The sequence below is a fragment of the Enterococcus sp. 12C11_DIV0727 genome (assembly GCF_002148425.2).
GTDB lineage: Bacteria > Bacillota > Bacilli > Lactobacillales > Enterococcaceae > Enterococcus_L > Enterococcus_L lemimoniae.
In genome coordinates this window covers 1,649,738-1,666,578 of the sequence record NZ_CP147248.1, presented here as the reverse complement: position 1 = coordinate 1,666,578, position 16,841 = coordinate 1,649,738, and the positions used below count along the sequence as shown (strand labels likewise).

Below are 16,841 nucleotides of genomic sequence, written 5' to 3'. Positions count from 1 at the left end.
AAGAATCAGAAAGTTGCTCACTTTACATTGTACAGGAAAGGCTGTTATTTCGCTTGTTATTACTATAGTTTATTTAGATATCTGCCAATTCTTTTTTATTTTTTCGATGAAATCGCTGATAAAGTAAATAACCGATCAACGTAAACAACAAGGGGCCAATCACTAAAGTGACACTTTGCAGCCAATTTCCTTGTGAGATGGGGTGATACAGTTGAAAGCCAATCGCTAAACCAATACTGGCGATGACGCTGAGACTGATCCATGAAGCTATCCTTTTCGATTGAATCAAACCGGATGAAGACTCTTGTTCTAATTGCTTTTGCTTAAATGCTGGGTAAGCTAGGGCAACGAGTAAGTAAGGGATCGCTCGAGAAATGTTGGTCATCAATGTCAATTGATTATATAAAAAAACAACATAATGACTACCAAAACTGATGCCTAAAATAAATAAACTAATCAAAATACCTTGAATAAGCAAAGCATAAATGGGCATCTCATGTTTATTTTTTTGTTTTAAAAGTGGATGCCAATAATGTTTTGGCGTTCCTTCAACCAATGTGCGAATCGGAAGATAAAAAATAGTTGAGAGTAAACTGATATAAGAAAGCAGTAGTGTTAGTGCAGTAAAGCGAATGAAAAGTTGGGCTAGCCACTGCGCATGGTCTGGACTTAGTGCGAAAGAACGACCAACTGAATAGCCTAAGCTTTCCATTAACTCATACATCAAATTCCCTAAGTGAATGCTGCCATTTTCCTTTAAACGAGCTAAATCGGTACCACCACTCCATAAAAGGATACCTAAAAAATAACAAACGACGACTAAAATACTACTGATGATCAATAGTTTTGGAAATTTCTTTTTTTGTTTGCCGGTTTTATCTACTAGGCTTGCGATCGTATCTAATCCTCCAAACGCTGTAATAGCAAAAATCAAAAAGGCTAACTGCTCAAGCAACGTTTGACCTGAGGCAGCATTTCCTTGCCCCCCTTTAAAACTGGCGATAAGATTTGGCAAAATTGCTGTATGATCATTGATCCACAACCAGAGATTACTCCCCAAGCTGACAATGATTAGAAGTGTCATTAGAATGCCGCTTAGGTATAATACAGCAGCAATCCCTTGAAATCCTCTGCTGACAAAAAATAAAGTAATAGAAACGGCTAAAATTGATAACAAACCAATCAAGATCGGTGTTGAAAAATAAGAAGAAGTGCTTTTTTTCGTTAAATCTTGACCGAAAACTAAAATAGATGAAGGGATCCACAGTTTCATAAACAAACTGATCATCCAAATAAAATAACTGCAATACCATAAGAAAGCTGCAATAAAAGCCACCTTTTCTGAAAGGTGACCGGAAAGCCACTGATACAATCCGCCAATATGATTTTTATATACACCTGTAAATTCTGCTATAATAATAGCGTAGGGAATAAAATAGAAAAGAGCGGCACCGATAAAATACGGAAAAGCCTTGATTCCCATCAAGAAAAAAGCGGTGGTCATGCTAGAAAAAGAAAAAACAGTCATCGTAATAATCATGACTAAACGTTTGGGACTAAAAGTAGTAGTTGTTTTCATAAAAAAATCCTTCTAAAATAAGATGATGTTGGCTTAAGAATAAGAGAAGAGTCAGCAGAAAACAAGCTTTTTATTAAAAATTAGGGAATAGGAGTAGTCAAATGACGGATCAGATGCAACAAGCAATCGATCAAATCAAAGCAGACTTAAAGGTGGATTTTGTCGCATTAGCTCTTTCTACTATAAACGAACGCACTAAAATTCGTGTGATTCGTTGGAATTACGTAGCGGGAAATACCAACCAAAATTACAAAAAAATTCGTTTGCAAGTTGGCAAAGGTATCGGCGGAATCGTTTGGCGAACAGGTCGACCGTATCAAGCAACAGCTTTACAAAAACAACCAGAAAAATTAGTGGAACTGCCCATCACACGAATGGAAAAACTAGAAACGATTGCTGCTTTTCCAGTGTTGAAATCAGGTGAAGTAAAAGGTGTATTATTACTTGGTTTTAGAGAGAAAACCAGTGTTACTGAAGATTTTTTGAGTGCTGCTAAAGACAAAACAAATGAACTAGCTGTTTATTTATAGGTGAAGAAGATGGAAATGAATGGAATGGAAAGATTATTTGAAGAAGCAAAAGATAGCCTATTTTTAATCAAGGAAAATAACTGTATCAAACGAAATAAAGCAGCCGCTGAATTAGAAGCTGCTTACCCATTTCCTTTAGAAAAAATTTTGGAAATTGCTAGAGGTGAAGGCTGTATGCTTCATTCTACCATGGAAAAATGCTTAGATTGTGAGGTCAGATCGGATTGGGACCAAGCCGCATTTCCATTTGTTCTAGAAAATAAAGCAGGAGAGCAAGAACAATTCAGTGGTAGTTATACGATGATCGATCACAAAATGGCGTTATTGAGTATTCGTCGAGTAGCTGTTCAAAATCGTTTGCAACAGGTAATTCAAAATAAACGGTTGATCGAGTACGTCAACCAAGCACATGAAAACGAACGTCGAGCAATTTCCCAAGAATTGCATGATGGAATAGCCCAAAGTATTTATAGTTTGATGTTGGAAACGCGACAGTTAAAATGGTGTGAACAATTGGCGGAGTTACCATCAAAACTACAAAAAATCGATGAAGATTTTGTTGCATTGTTGGGAGAAGTGAAACAACTCGCTGTTGATTTGCGGCCAGCAGCGTTGGATGATCTAGGCTTGATTCCAGCAATCGAGGCCTTATTACATCGCTTAACAGAAGCAACAGGTGTAGAGATTCATTTTATTCCGATGATTGAAAATAAACGATTTGTAGAAAGTATAGAAGTCATTACGTATCGTGTATTACAAGAAAGTGTCATGAATAGTGTGAAACATGCTGATGTGAATGAATTGTGGGTAACGTTAAGTGAACAAGAAAATCACTTAGTACTAACTGTTCGGGATCATGGTAAAGGATTTGATCTTCAAAAAGTAAATGGACATAGCCATGGATTGGGGCTTTTACATATGCAAGAACGAGCTGAATCAATCGGTGGTCATTTAGGGATTCAATCAGAAGAAATGGAAGGAACTACGGTGACGTTGCATTTGCCAATGTCTTATCTAGCTAAGCGGGCTAGCTCTTCGGAAAAAAGATAAAATCCGCCTGTGGCAAAAAGCGTCACAAACATATTTTCCTATTTTTCTGTCAGAGCTGGATGAGCTCGCTACGCTTTAATTGTTATCTAGCTACGCGGGCTAGCCTTTCTGGAAAAAGCTAAAAATGGAGTGAGACAAAAAGCGTTTCAATGTCAATTTCCTGATTTTCTACAGGATTAACCGATTTGTTCCGCTTTTAAATTAGGAGGTGGTAAGATGAATATTATAATAGCAGATGATCATGCAGTGGTTAGAAGTGGCCTGCGTTTATTACTGGAAAGTCAAAAAAATATCACAGTTGTTGGAGATGCAGCAGATGGTACAGAGGCTTTTTTACTTCTTGAAAAATATCCTGTTGATGTTGTGCTGATGGATATGCGAATGCCGCCTGGAGAAAATGGGCTTCAGACAACTCGTCGTATTAAAGAGCATTTTCCAGGTGTAAAGACAATCATTTTAAGTATGCATGATGAAGAAGAATATGTCCGCACAGCTTTAGAATATGGAGCTAAAGGTTATATCCTGAAAAGTTCCCAAGATACTGTTTTGTTAGAAGCGATTCAACAAGTCATCAATGGGCAGATTGCAATCGATCCTTTGTTTGGCGAGTACGATAGTGAAACTTGGCTTAACAACAAGGATACAGTAGAAAATGATGCAAAATATGAACGTCTCTCTAAAAGAGAACGGGAAGTTTTACCCTTAGTGGCCCTAGGATACAGCAATAAAGAAATTGCCGAGCGCCTATTCATTTCTGTTAAAACCGTCGAAGTGCATAAGTCTCATGTGATGAAAAAATTAGAGTTTGAAACGTTTAGCGAATTATTGCAGTATAGTATGAAACATCAACTAATCGATTTATGAGGTGAGAAAGATGATCGGAGTTCTTTATGTATTTCATGGCAGTCAAAAAGCCGAAAAAAATCAGGCAGCGACGGCGTTTATTAAGCAATTAGAAACAAAAATTGATCCAGCACTTTACCAAGCAACAGCTTTTCTAGAAAACCATTCGGACACGATTCCTATTGTTGCCGAAAAAATGATCAAAAATGGTGTCACTAAATTAATCATTGTACCAGTCTTATTATTTGCAGCGAAACATGCTTTAGTGGATATCCCGAATGAACTTGAAGCAGTCAAAGAGCAATATCCAGATGTTCAATTCAAGCAAACAGAAACCTTCGGCAGTAAAAGTGGTAGCCGTCAAGTATTGTTGGAACGATTCCAAGAAATAGAGGCGGCGTATCCAGATGAACAACTAGTAGGAATTTTAGTCGCGCATGGTACAAAACAAACGGATGAACCACAACAAGTATTAACGGAGATTGCAGCCGAAATCCAACAACAAGTCGGTTTTTCCATTATCCCAACAAGTTTGAAAGGGCAGGAAGACTACTTAGAAGATATCAAAAAACAAGTATCAACGGATCAAAAAATAGTGATTGTTCCTTTCTTTTTATTCGATGGACATTTGATTACGATCATGAAAAATAAACTTAACGAAGCGTTCCCCAAAACGGATTTTATCCTCTCAAGAACACTGGAATTTGATTCACGAATTTTAGTAGATTTAGAAGGAATTGTGAAAGGGGCTATTACATGTATCCAGTAATGCTTGATTTAACAGGCAAGAGAATCGTGATCATCGGCGGTGGCCGAATCGCATTACGAAAAACCATTGCGATTTTAAACGCTAAAGGACAAGTAACACTTGTTGCACCAATTTTTTTAGAGGAATTCAATGAATTAGAAAATATAAAGCTGATTAAAGCAACCTACATGGCTGAGTATATCAAAGAAGCCCATCTAATTTTTGCTTGCACAAATTCCAAAGCCATCAATCAGAAAATCGTAAACGATGCATCAGAAGCTCAATGGGTCAATGACTGTAGTAAGAAAGAAAACAGTGATTTTTATAATATGAGTACGATCGAATCTCAGGATTATTTGATTGCGTTGTCTTCTTATGGGAAAGATCCAGCAGCTCTAAAAAAGAAGAAAGATCAATTCAAACTGTTATTAGAAGAATAAAAAATAAACGATAGGTTATCAAGTTCTGTCCCTTTTGATACAGTTCGTCATTTTGAGCTGAGCAATCACTCAAGCATTATTAATTATTCACTTTCCCATTCCTAGTACCCCTCGTACTGCAGTTGAACAAAACAGCTTGATTTGCCGAATGATCCTTTTATTCGGATAATAAGAGCCTGAAACATAACTTTTTGTGTTATGTCCCAGGCTCATTTCAATTACAACTAGATAATGACATCGACAGTTAATTCAAAAAATTTCCTTGAATAATTCTCCAACTATTTTTATCTTTTTCTAAAATCCAATAATAATCTTTATAGATTGATAATGGAGAGAGTGCACCTGAAACTAATTTAGTTCTAATATCAGAACTTAGAACAATTAGCTCTTTTTTATAGTCATCAGAATAGTCTTTAAGAACTCTGTCGGAGATCTCTTGATCAAAAATTAAAGTTATAGGTCTACCAACAGTCAAAAACTCTTTATAATTATTTTCCACTACAGCTACAGCATCTTCTATTTCTTCTTTTGAATATTCACTTGATTCTCCTATATTCTTATCTATTGAATAAAAACAAGACGTTAAATATAAAAGTGGAAGTAATAGCAGTATCCATTTTGCACGATTCATAGACATTTTCCTTAATTTCAATATTTGGTTGAATCATTTAATAAATAATTTAAATGGCTCTAATAATATAAACATAATTATCGTTTAAGCTCAAAGATATACTATTCCAATTCCAATTAGTTCTGTTTGTACTATGTTGACTAATATAAATGTTTCCGTTCAGTTTATCCGTTACTACAGCATTATGCCAAGATCTACCAGTTTTTTTATTTGCATAATTCAAAATATCTCCAAGCTGGGCATTTTTATTCACATCATTTCTATTTGAATATCTTCGTACACTACGCCCTTTTACTTGCCAGTATTGTCTAAACGCATCTGCATTTATCCACGCAGCAGAATCTTTTAATCCTTGGCTAGTTCTTTTACTTGACCAGTCAATGTAACCTGGATATCCTGTTATTCCATCTTTCGCTCCGCCAGCTCTAAGTGCTTGTGAAGCAAAATTTGTACAATCTCCACCTCTGCCATCATAATTATTGTATGCTGGATTTGGTCGCGTTCCAAAAGTTCTTGCATAATTAGAGACATGGTTATTTGACCAGACTCCACGAGGTGAAATTCTTGGTCCACTATTTTCTTGCTCAGAAGCTGTTTGTGCAGACTCTAAATTTTCTTCATCAACAATTTCTTTAACATCAGCTAATGTCATATCATACGACTCTTCAATCGTTGAGATTTTCCCATCTTCTTCAGGAAGTGTTTCTAAATATATATATTCAGCTGCATAAGCTAATATATTATCATATTCGTCTAATTTAGTTAGCTCTTGATCACTTGAACTAGTTAATTGATCATATAGATAGTCAGAAAGCTCTTTGGAATGAAGTGAGTAGTCTAATCCTTGCTCTTTTAAATAGGCCATTAAAACATCTTCAATTTCACCAAGTGTCATATCCATACCAGAATTAACTTCACTAACAACCTCATCCGCATAAACTACGCTTGCTCCAAACCCGATTGAACAACAAATTACTAACCCTAAAATAAATTTTTTCATACAATAACTTTCCTTCTGTGTATTATCAGTACAATTTGTACTATAAATAATAAAGGGTTTGAAATAAGAATGCAATCTATTTTTTTTCAAAAGTTTTATTTAATTTTCTTAAACGTAACTTGAACTTATGCTAAGTTAATATGTTGGTGGTGATTTTTATAATATGAGTACGATCGAATCTCAGGATTATTTGATAGCGTTATCTTCTTATGGGAAAGATCCAAAATCCACAAAAAAATTAAGACAATAGTTGATCAGTGTTCTTGAAAAAAGATGAGCAGCTTTGATATGTACCAGTCTACTTCGCTTATTTTAGCGAAGTGGCTTTTTTGTTGACATCGTTCTTAGGTGCAATGTTAAGATGCCTTGAGAACGTAAAAAAAGGAGTGAGTTTTAATGTATAAGATAAAAGATGTTGAAAGAGAAATGAATATCTCACTTTCGACTATTAGATACTATGAACGCCAAGGAATTGTAATAGGAACTCGTCAAGAAAATGGGTATCGTGTGTTTGATGAAGAAGATAAAATCTTACTAGAATACCTAGTTGTAATGAAGCATGTAGGCTTTTCAATCGCAGAAATCAAAGAATTATTGGCTTTCTTGAAATTCCCGGAAAGTGATGATTGCAGTCAACGATCCAATCAGTTATTAACAGAAAAAGAAATTGAAATCAAACAAAAAATCAAACATGAACAGATGGTTTTAAGCTTGATCAAAGAGTTAAAACCCAAAATTGTTGCAAAAGAATATGGGCAGTATGAAACAGAAATCAACAGCAAAATTAGTACTATTTATCAAGAAATCAAACAATCTACGTTAGGAGAATCACGATGAAAACAACGATCATTTATGCTCATCCATGGAAGGGCAGTTACAATCAAGCAATTTTGGATAAGGTAATTAAGCGTTTAAAAAACGAGCAAAAAAAATATCAATTAATTGATTTAAATAAAGAGCAGTTCAATCCAGTTTTTTCCGAAAAAGATTTGGCTTTATTTTCTAAAGGTCAAACAACGGATCCACTGGTCCTTCAATATCAAAAGATGTTAGGGGAAACAGAAGAATTATTTATTATAGCCCCTACTTGGTGGTACGAATTTCCAGCGATCGTTAAAGGTTTTTTTGATAAAGTGATGTTAAAAAATATTGCTTATGATGATTCAGGACTGAGCTTAAAAGGCTTGTTCACTAATATAAAAAAGACGACAATCATCAACACAGGAACAGCACCAAAGTGGTACTTAAAATTCATAAAAGGAAACGATGTTAAGTCGGTTTTTATTAACGGAACATTGAAAGATATTGGTATAAAAAAAGCAAAATGGAAATACATTGATGTTAAAACTGCCTCAAAAAATCAAAGAGAACAATTTCTGAACAATGTTTAAATACAGGTTTTAATAAACGGAAAGATCAACTGTCATAACTAAGAAGAGCATTACTTAGTTTAAGACAGTTGACTTTTTACTGAGAAATAACCTAAATAATCGAATCCAAACTCTATCGTTATTAGGCAATTCCCTAATAGTCATCCCCTCTCATTCTTGCTATTCTAAAAAAGACAAAGCATCAAATTGATTGCTCAAAATATCACAAAAGGAGAATCGACATAAAATGAAAGAAAAGCTTGTCTTAATTGGAAATGGAATGGCTGGTGTCCGAACGATCGAAGAAATCTTAGACCGTGACCCTAATCGCTATCAAATCACGATCATCGGAGAAGAAAAATACCCAAACTATAATCGAATCATGTTAAGTAACGTCTTACAAAAGAAAATGACTGTTTCAGAGATTATTACCAATCCACTGGAATGGTATGAAGAAAACCAAATAGAACTGATCAATCACGATCCAGCAGTTAAAATGGATCCAAATAATAAAACAATCAGTACAAGTTCAGGCAAAGAAATTTCTTATGATAAATGCATACTAGCCACAGGTTCAAGAGCATTTATCTTACCTGTTGAAGGCGCGCATTTACCCGGTGTTGTTGGCTTTAGAACAATTGATGATACTGAAAATATGCTTGAGGCTGCTCAAAAATATCAACGAGCAGTTGTGATTGGCGGCGGGTTACTTGGTTTAGAGGCGGCCAAAGGATTACTAGATCAAGGAATGGATGTTACGGTTGTCCACTTGGAAAAATGGCTGATGGAAACGCAATTAGACGAAAAAGCAGGGAGAATGCTCCAGGCTGATTTAGAAAAACAAGGATTAAAATTTCTAATGGAAAAAGCGACACAAAAAATTCTTGGCGAGACTCGGGTTACAGGTTTAGCTTTTAGTGATGGAACGACGATTGAAACAGACATAGTCGTAATGTCGATCGGGATTCGTTCAGAAACGACCTTAGCAAGAACCACCACTATCGAAGTGAACCGTGGCATTGTTGTGGATGACTTTATGAAAACGAATGTCCCAGATGTTTTTGCTGTTGGAGAATGTGCGGAGCATAATGGCAATGTTTATGGTTTAGTTGCGCCCTTATTTGAACAAGGAAAAGTGTTGGCAGATGTATTAACCGACAAAGAAACGAAACCTTATCAAGGCAGTACGACATTTACTTCGTTAAAAGTATCTGGCTGTGATCTATATTCTGCAGGGAATATCAGAGAAACAGAAGGAATCAACAGTATCGAAGCATTTGACGGCATCAATTATACGTATAAAAAGATATTTGTTAGAGAGAATCAAGTTGTTGGTGTGGTTCTTTATGGAGATACCAGTGAAGGTAATCGCTATTATAATATTTTGAGGAAAAATGAAAGTATTGAAGAATATACGCCTGTTTCTCTTTTGCATATGGTGGGTGAAGAAGCCAGTACAGATGTCAGTGAATGGCCGGATGATGAAGTAATTTGCGGTTGTAACGGAATCGATAAAGGAACGATCATGACGGCAATCAATGAAAAAGACTTGACCTCAGTGGCAGATGTGACCAAACATACCAAAGCTGGCGGATCTTGTGGAAAATGTAAATCAGTGATTGGCGATGTTTTGGCTTATGCTTTAGGTGGTGAGGTCGTTTCTGCACCAACTGGGATTTGCGCATGTACTGATTTAACAAGAGATCAAATTGTCACCCAAATCTATGCGAAAAAGTTAACTTCTTCTACTGAAGTTTATCGTGAACTGAATTTTAGCAATCCAGAAGGGTGTCCAAAATGCCGACCTGCGATCAATTTCTATTTAAATGTAGCATGGCCTAAAGAACACGAAGATGAGAAAGAATCCCGTTATGTAAATGAACGTCTATACGCTAATATTCAAAATGACGGTACATTTTCTGTAATACCAAGAATGCGCGGTGGGAAAACGAATCCTCAACAATTGCTATTGATTGCCAAAGTTGCAGAAAAATATGATGTGCCAATGGTTAAAGTCACAGGTAGCCAAAGGATTGGGTTATACGGCGTGAAAAAAGATGACTTACCAAAAATTTGGGCAGAGTTAGAGATGAAATCAGCGGGAGCTTATGCAAAAGCGGTTCGTTCAGTGAAAACCTGTGTTGGCGCAAATTTCTGCCGATTTGGGACTCAAGACTCAATGGGACTAGGAATCAAATTAGAGCAACGATATGAGTTTATCGATACCCCTCATAAATTTAAAATGGGTGTATCCGCTTGCCCAAGAAGCTGTGTAGAAAGCGGAGTAAAAGACTTTGGAATTATTGGTGTGGACAATGGGTTCCAAATTTATGTTGGTGGTAATGGTGGAACGGAAGTCAAGGAAGCAGTTTTACTAACAACAGTTGAAACAGAACAAGAAGTCATCGATATTTGTGGAGCAATGCTGCAATATTATCGTGAAACGGGTATTTATGCTGAACGAACGGCTCCGTGGATAGAACGTATGGGCTTTGAGCTTGTGAAAGATGTTTTATTAGATCCAGAAAAACGCCAAGAATTATTGGCTGCATTAGATACAGCAGTCACTGGACGTCGTGGAAATCCTTGGGATGAAGTCGTGGAAGATGCCCAAACACGCCAAGAATTATATACAGTGGGGAGAGTATAAATATGGAGAAAATTTTGGTTGGTCAATTAGCCAGTTTAGCCCCTAGAATGGGGAAAGAAGTTATTGTTGGAGAGCAAAAAATTGCTGTTTTTCGCTTAAGTGATGATCGTATCAAAGCAATTGAAAATGTTTGCCCACATAAACAAGGACCATTAGCTGAAGGAACGGTTTCAGGAGAGTATGTTTTTTGTCCATTGCATGACTATAAAATCAATTTGAATGACGGACAAGTACAAGAACCAGATGAAGGCTGTGTTCGTTCTTATGAAACGATTGTTGAAGCAGATCTCGTTTATATTATGGTGTAGCGATGGGGAAAGTCTATTTTGTCGGGGCTGGTTCAGGAGATCCAGAACTACTAACATTAAAAGGGAAACGCGTGTTGGAATCAGCTGATGTGATTATCTACGATCGTCTGGTTCATCCAGTTTTGCTCTATTTGGCAAAAGATTCAGCACGCTTTATTTATAGTGGGAAGTACCCCAAAAATCATGTGTTAAAGCAAAAAAATATTAATCAATTATTGTTAGAAGAGGGACGGAAGAATCAGCTTATCGTTCGATTGAAAGGCGGTGATCCTAGTATTTTTGGTCGAGTTGGTGAAGAAATCACCACCCTTAAAAGTGAAGGCGTCAGCTATGAAATCGTCCCTGGAGTAACTGCTGCATCAGCTGCTAGCAGTTACAGTGGCATTCCGCTTACGCATCGTGACCATAGCAGTAAAGTAACGTTAGCAACCGCTCATCGCCAAGCAGGTGAGATGCTGGATTTTAAAGGGTTAACGGAAAACGGTACAATGTGCTTATATATGGGTGTAGAGCAAGTAGCAAGTACACAGCAAAAGCTTTTAGAACAAGGGGTTTCAAAGGAATTACCAGTGGCAATCATCGAATGGGGCAGCTTAGGTCGTCAGCGTACGATTACGACAACCGTTGAAGTGATGATCAACGCAATTGAAACGCATCAAATTCAAAACCCGGCGTTGATTATTATAGGAGAGGTTGTTTCTTGCCGAAATGGTGCCGATTGGTTTGAACAATTGCCATTATTTGGACATAGAATAGTGTTGATCGATACAAAAACAATCGATTTTGAAACGATTATTACTTATACACAGCAAGGAGCCGATGTTTATGCCATTCAAGTTGGTGAACAGCGGGATCAGCGCTTTGATGAGGTGCATCAGCGATATTTAAGTGATCATTATTTTGATGAAGTAGTGTATTTAGATCAAAAATTGGCAACAATGTATGAAAAAGAGTGGGATGTTTTAATTAAGGAAATTGTCTAGCTAGGCTTTTGCTTCATTCAGTTATTATGATACAAGTTGCAGCGAAGCGGAACGTTGTTACCATGTGTTATCCAGCTACGTGGGCTAACCTCTCGGGAAAAAGATAAATTATGAATGAGGCAAAAAGCACCTCAGTCATAATTTCCTATTTTCCAGTCGAGGCTGAACGAGCCCACTACGCTTTTAATATTATCCAGCTGCACAAATCAATCCTTATGAAAATAGATAAATTGTCAGTGAAACAAAGAGCGTTTCAATGTCAATGTCCTAATTTTCTACAGGATTAGCCGATTTGTTCCGCTTTTATAGTTATCTAGCTACACGGGCTAGCTTCTCGGGAAAAAGATAAAAATAGTTTGTGGTAAAAAGCACCACAATCGATTTTTCCTATTTTCCAGTCGGAGCTGAACGAGCCCGTTCCGCTTTTAAATTAGGAGGTAAAATATGAGTTCACTTCAACCACCAGAAATAGTTGATGTTACAATTGAAAAAGGGGTTCAAAAAGCGCGAGCTAGTTTTTTGACTTTGGCGGTATTAGGGTTTTTAGCAGGGGTTTTTATTGCTGTTGCAGGCATTGCAATGATTCGGGCGATGGGAACGATGCCGAAAGAATGGGGGTCACTTGTTAATGTGATCGGTGCTGCAGTTTTTCCTTTTGGCTTGATTTGTTTGTTATTAGCTGGAGGAGAATTAGTTACAGGGAATATGATGGTCGTTTCGATGGCATTGTTCGCTAGAAAAATCAGTGGCAAAGAATGGCTGAGAAATATTGTGATCGTGACGATTTTTAATTTGCTTGGTTCATTATTTGTCGCGTACTTCTTTGGTTATTTAAGTGGAGCCTTACAAGGTGATTTTGCTGAGCGTGCGATCCAAGTTTCACTGGGAAGAACGAAAGATACCTTTTTACAAGGCTTTCTTTCAGGTATTGCGTGTAACTTTTTAGTCAGTACAGCTGTTTATTTGAATTTTGCAGCAAAAGATTTTATTGGAAAAATTGTAGGGATTTTCCTGCCGATCATGGGTTTTGTGATTTGTGGGTTCCAGCACGTTGTAGCCAATATGTTTTTGATTCCAATGGGGATTCTTTTAGGTGGGAATACTTGGTCAGCGTTTGGGCAAAATATGGTTAGTGTTTACTTAGGCAATATTATTGGTGGCGGCTTTTTTGTAGCTGGTCTCTATTTCTTAGCCTATAAAGTCGGTACTGGGCAGTTGTCAAAAAAATGAAATCTAGTATGATTAGAAGATAAGAAAAGAAAAAGGAAGTAAGTAGAATGAAAACCGTCCGTGTCGGTACCAGAAATAGTCCCTTAGCAATGAAACAAACAATGATCGTGTTAGCGTTACTAAAAGAAGTTCATGGTGATTTTCCAGTTGAGATCGTTCCGATGACGACCAAAGGAGATCAGATGCTTTCTGTTAGTCTTGCTAAAATCGGTGGAAAAGGATTATTTATCAATGAAGTAGAACAAGCTTTGTTGAAAGGTTCGATTGACTTTGCGGTCCATAGCTTAAAAGATATGCCGGCAAAAGTTGCAGATGGATTGACGCTAGCTGCGATTCCAGAGCGAAGTGATCCAGCTGATTGTTTGATTTTTCGAGAAGTAAATACTTTGGAAGTATTACCGTTTGGTGCTAGAATTGGAACGAGTAGTTTACGGCGGGAATTCCAAATGAAAAATTTGCGTGAAGGTATTCAAGTTGAATCGATTCGAGGCAACGTTGGAACTCGTTTGAAGCGGATGGAAGAGCAAAGCTTAGACGGGATCGTGTTGGCTGTTGCTGGTTTAAAACGTTTAGATTGGTTTGCAGAACCCACCCATCCTTACCTTATTTTAACCTGTGAGCAATGTATTCCAGCGGTAGGACAAGGTGCTTTAGCTGTAGAGTGTCGTAGCCAAGATCAAGCGATGAACGATTTTTTAAAACCAATCGATCATTTATTAACAAGAAAATTAGTTATGGAAGAGCGTGACTTTTTAGCGATGTTAAATGGAAATTGTGATATTCCTATTGGTGCTTTCGCTAGTCAAGAGCAAAATGGTTACCGCTTTTCAGGGTTTTTAGGAGATAAGGAGTTACAACAATCCTTCACTAAAAGTGTGACTGTTCAAGAAATAGAGGGTGTTGGAACGCAAGTAGCCAGAACGTTGTTAACTGAAATGAATCAGGAATCAATATGAATAAAATTCTTTTAACACGTTTGATAGAAGATAACGAAGAGGATCGTTTGTATTTTCAGCAAAAAGGATTTGAGACGGTTGAAATTCCATTGATTGAATTGAAAAAAAGAGTTTTAGATCAATCATTTGAGATAATGGTGAAACAGAGTGAGTGGATTTTTTTAACAAGTCAACATGCAGCGGAGTTCTTTTTTCAGCAAATAAGTCAAAAAGAGATTGAGATGAAAAAATTTGCTGTGATCGGTGAGAAGACTGCTCAGGTGCTTTTCGCGAATCAGGTAGAGACAACATTCCAAGCGCCATGTGCAACTAAAAAGAACTTATTTGAGAGATGGGCAGCCAGTTATTTAGAACCAACTACGATTTTTTATCCCAAAAGTAATTTAGCTGATAACATTGGTGAAGCAGAATTAGTCGCTAAAGGGCATCGGTTATTTACGCCAATCCTTTACGATAATGACTTTCCAAAAGAAAATCAACAGTTACTACGAAAGCAATTACAAACGGAAAGAATAGCTGCAGTTTATTTAGCAAGTCCATCCTTATGGCAACGGTTTTTATCCGTTTATAAAGAAGTTAAGATAAGAGAAATGCCGATGCTATACTGTTTAGGTGAAACAACAAGACAAGCTATTCTAAAAGATGGTTACAAAGCAAAACTAAGAAAAGAAGTATAGTTGAAAGAAGGAATACTCTTCAGTTCAACTATACTTCTTTTTTTAGACAAACTGGTTGACGAAATTGATAAAACGGGTACAATAAATAATTCAAGGAAGATACATACTTTAGTATTATCGGTGTTGACCAAGCTGCACAAATTAATCCTTAGGAAAATAGATAAATTGTCAGTGAAACAAAGAACGTTTCAATGTCAATTTCATAATTTTCTACAGGATTAACTGATTTGTTCCGCTTTTAAATTAGGAGGTTTTTAATGAGTAGAGAAGTTATTTTGTACATTGCAGCAAGTGTCGATGGGTATATCGCTGAACCAGATGGCAGTATTGATTTTTTAGGCGGCGGGATTGAATTAGTGGAAGAGGATACTAGTTATCAAGAATTGATGGAAAAGATCGATACAGTAGTGATGGGACGGACAACGTATGATCAAGTAGTCAATGAATTGGCGGTTGATCAATATCCATATGAAGAGCAATCATCTTACATTATCACAAGTCAACCAGATCAAAATACTGAAAAGCTATTCTTTACAAGTCAAGGACCTGTTGAGTTAATTCAAGAATTGAAAGAGCAAGAGGGTGAAGCGATTTGGGTCGTTGGCGGAGCAAGTATTATTGCACCTTTAGTCGAAGCAAATTTGATTGATACTTATATTCTTACGACAATTCCGACGATTTTAGGGAAAGGGATTTGTTTATTTAATGAATTCAATGGACCGGTGAATTTGAAGGTAGACCAAGTTTATGTGAAGAATGATATGGTGTATACAACGTATACAAGAAGAGAGTCTATCGTTTAACATTTTAATTTATAAGAAAAAATAACTATTTCGTGTCTTTCACTGACACGAAATAGTTATTTTTTTACAAAATTTCAACATCATTTTCGTAATGTTTTTTTACTTCCTGCAACAATTGGTCATCAGTGATCAGGACTTCTAACTGATTCAATTTTGCAAATGTCGCAATAGATTTTTTCTCAAATTTAGTGCTGTCGATCAAAGCAATCGTATGTGGTGCAATTTCCACCATGCGTTTCTTTAATTCAACTTCATAAAGATTGAAATCCGATAGACCTTCGGATGAAGAAATAGCATAAGCTGAGGTGAATAAAGTATCGATATTTAGTTTCTTCAAAATTTCAATACCCAAAATCCCTTCAACAGCATTGGATGAACCTTTAACAACGCCACCAATTAAAATTACCGTCAAATTATAGTTTTCCTTCAATAAAGATGCTGTACGAATACCATTGGTCAAAATCGTTAATTTTAAATCAGATTGATCGATTAATTTAGCCAGTTCATAGCAAGTTGAGCTGGCATCTAACACAATACACTCGCCTGATTGAATATAAGCTAATGCCTTTTTAGCAATTTGTGCCTTTTTATCTATATTCTTTTGTTTACGAATATCATAATTTTTGTCGATTTTAAGTGTTTCATCTTCTTTACTGCGAATTGCTCCACCATGTGTACGAATCAAAAGATTATTTTTACTTAAATAATTTAGATCAGAGCGAATTGTGGCTCGTGAGACATTTAAAACTTCTGTTAACCCGTTAACAGATACAGACTCTTGTTCCTGTAATAGGGACAAAATCTTCTCTCTTCGTTGGTCTGTATACAATTTTACCTTCCTCCTTAACTCCTTTTGTTAGCTAAAGTATACAGGATTGGCTATGAAATGACAAATATACTGCCATTTACTTTCGTTTTTTTGTTTTTTTAAGAAAATACGAAACTATTTGCTGATAAGATACATAAGGTGGATTTGCTGAAAAAGGCTTTTTTGCACGTATATTCACGTGTCGAAACCGTATCTTCATACTTTCGATATTTCT

At 36.5% G+C, this 16,841-nt stretch carries 18 protein-coding genes; 14 read left to right on the top strand and 4 right to left on the bottom strand.

The annotated features are described in order from the left end of the window. Nucleotides 1–73: 73 nt before the first annotated feature. A complete protein-coding gene (locus tag A5866_RS08070; RefSeq protein WP_086278510.1) occupies nt 74–1,579 on the bottom strand; it encodes an amino acid permease in 1,506 nt (501 codons plus the stop codon). 101 nt (nt 1,580–1,680) lie between these two features. Between A5866_RS08070 and A5866_RS08065 the strand changes: the two genes are divergently transcribed. From A5866_RS08065 to A5866_RS08045, 5 genes are all read left to right on the top strand, one after another. Then, a complete protein-coding gene (locus tag A5866_RS08065) occupies nt 1,681–2,109 on the top strand; it encodes a GAF domain-containing protein (RefSeq protein ID WP_086278511.1) in 429 nt (142 codons plus the stop codon). 15 nt (nt 2,110–2,124) lie between these two features. Continuing rightward, nucleotides 2,125–3,159: a sensor histidine kinase gene (locus A5866_RS08060; protein WP_254907516.1), complete on the top strand. Its 1,035-nt coding sequence runs from the start codon at nt 2,125–2,127 to the stop codon at nt 3,157–3,159. Nucleotides 3,160–3,375: 216 nt separating this feature from the next. Then, nucleotides 3,376–4,023 (top strand): response regulator transcription factor, encoded by a 648-nt coding sequence (locus A5866_RS08055; RefSeq protein WP_086278513.1) that lies wholly within the window; start codon nt 3,376–3,378, stop codon nt 4,021–4,023. A gap of 10 nt (nt 4,024–4,033) precedes the next feature. Beyond that, entirely contained in the window at nt 4,034–4,771 is a 738-nt protein-coding gene (locus A5866_RS08050; RefSeq protein ID WP_086443858.1) for a sirohydrochlorin chelatase, read from the top strand. After that, nucleotides 4,759–5,190, top strand: coding sequence for a precorrin-2 dehydrogenase/sirohydrochlorin ferrochelatase family protein (locus A5866_RS08045; protein WP_086278515.1), 432 nt, complete (start codon nt 4,759–4,761; stop codon nt 5,188–5,190). Before A5866_RS08050 ends, A5866_RS08045 begins: the two co-directional genes overlap by 13 nt. Nucleotides 5,191–5,434: 244 nt before the next feature. Here the strand turns inward: A5866_RS08045 and A5866_RS08040 are convergent, their stop codons facing one another. Together A5866_RS08040 and A5866_RS08035 are read right to left on the bottom strand one after the other, a co-directional pair. Further along, nucleotides 5,435–5,821: a hypothetical protein gene (locus tag A5866_RS08040; RefSeq protein ID WP_086443859.1), complete on the bottom strand. Its 387-nt coding sequence runs from the start codon at nt 5,819–5,821 to the stop codon at nt 5,435–5,437. Nucleotides 5,822–5,870: 49 nt separating this feature from the next. Beyond that, nucleotides 5,871–6,821 carry an amidase domain-containing protein gene (locus tag A5866_RS08035; protein WP_086278517.1) on the bottom strand — a complete coding sequence of 317 codons (951 nt, stop codon included), beginning with the start codon at nt 6,819–6,821 and terminating at the stop codon, nt 5,871–5,873. A 396-nt stretch (nt 6,822–7,217) separates the two neighbouring features. Here A5866_RS08035 and A5866_RS08030 point away from each other — a divergent pair, with 396 nt between their 5' ends. From A5866_RS08030 to A5866_RS07990, 9 genes are all read left to right on the top strand, one after another. Further along, on the top strand, nt 7,218–7,658 hold the full coding sequence (locus tag A5866_RS08030; RefSeq protein WP_086443860.1) for a MerR family transcriptional regulator: 441 nt from the start codon (nt 7,218–7,220) through the stop codon (nt 7,656–7,658). Continuing rightward, a complete protein-coding gene (locus tag A5866_RS08025; protein ID WP_086443861.1) occupies nt 7,655–8,212 on the top strand; it encodes an NAD(P)H-dependent oxidoreductase in 558 nt (185 codons plus the stop codon). The genes A5866_RS08030 and A5866_RS08025 overlap by 4 nt, the downstream gene beginning before the upstream one ends. A 226-nt stretch (nt 8,213–8,438) precedes the next feature. After that, nucleotides 8,439–10,841: a nitrite reductase large subunit NirB gene (gene nirB, locus A5866_RS08020; protein ID WP_086443862.1), complete on the top strand. Its 2,403-nt coding sequence runs from the start codon at nt 8,439–8,441 to the stop codon at nt 10,839–10,841. A 2-nt stretch (nt 10,842–10,843) separates the two neighbouring features. Beyond that, nucleotides 10,844–11,149, top strand: coding sequence for a nitrite reductase small subunit NirD (nirD, locus tag A5866_RS08015; protein WP_086443863.1), 306 nt, complete (start codon nt 10,844–10,846; stop codon nt 11,147–11,149). A 2-nt stretch (nt 11,150–11,151) separates the two neighbouring features. Next, on the top strand, nt 11,152–12,132 hold the full coding sequence (gene cobA / locus A5866_RS08010; protein WP_086443864.1) for a uroporphyrinogen-III C-methyltransferase: 981 nt from the start codon (nt 11,152–11,154) through the stop codon (nt 12,130–12,132). A 444-nt stretch (nt 12,133–12,576) separates the two neighbouring features. Next, the gene (locus tag A5866_RS08005) at nt 12,577–13,362 is read left to right on the top strand and encodes a formate/nitrite transporter family protein (protein WP_086278523.1); all 786 of its coding nucleotides are present in this window, start codon (nt 12,577–12,579) and stop codon (nt 13,360–13,362) included. Nucleotides 13,363–13,409: 47 nt separating this feature from the next. Next, complete coding sequence (gene hemC, locus A5866_RS08000) at nt 13,410–14,318, top strand: hydroxymethylbilane synthase (protein WP_086443865.1); 909 nt, start codon at nt 13,410–13,412, stop codon at nt 14,316–14,318. After that, entirely contained in the window at nt 14,315–14,995 is a 681-nt protein-coding gene (locus A5866_RS07995; RefSeq protein WP_086443866.1) for a uroporphyrinogen-III synthase, read from the top strand. The genes hemC and A5866_RS07995 overlap by 4 nt, the downstream gene beginning before the upstream one ends. A 257-nt stretch (nt 14,996–15,252) precedes the next feature. After that, nucleotides 15,253–15,798: a dihydrofolate reductase family protein gene (locus A5866_RS07990; protein ID WP_086278527.1), complete on the top strand. Its 546-nt coding sequence runs from the start codon at nt 15,253–15,255 to the stop codon at nt 15,796–15,798. A 64-nt stretch (nt 15,799–15,862) separates the two neighbouring features. Here the strand turns inward: A5866_RS07990 and A5866_RS07985 are convergent, their stop codons facing one another. After that, entirely contained in the window at nt 15,863–16,627 is a 765-nt protein-coding gene (locus A5866_RS07985) for a DeoR/GlpR family DNA-binding transcription regulator (RefSeq protein WP_086443868.1), read from the bottom strand. Nucleotides 16,628–16,841: the final 214 nt, after the last annotated feature.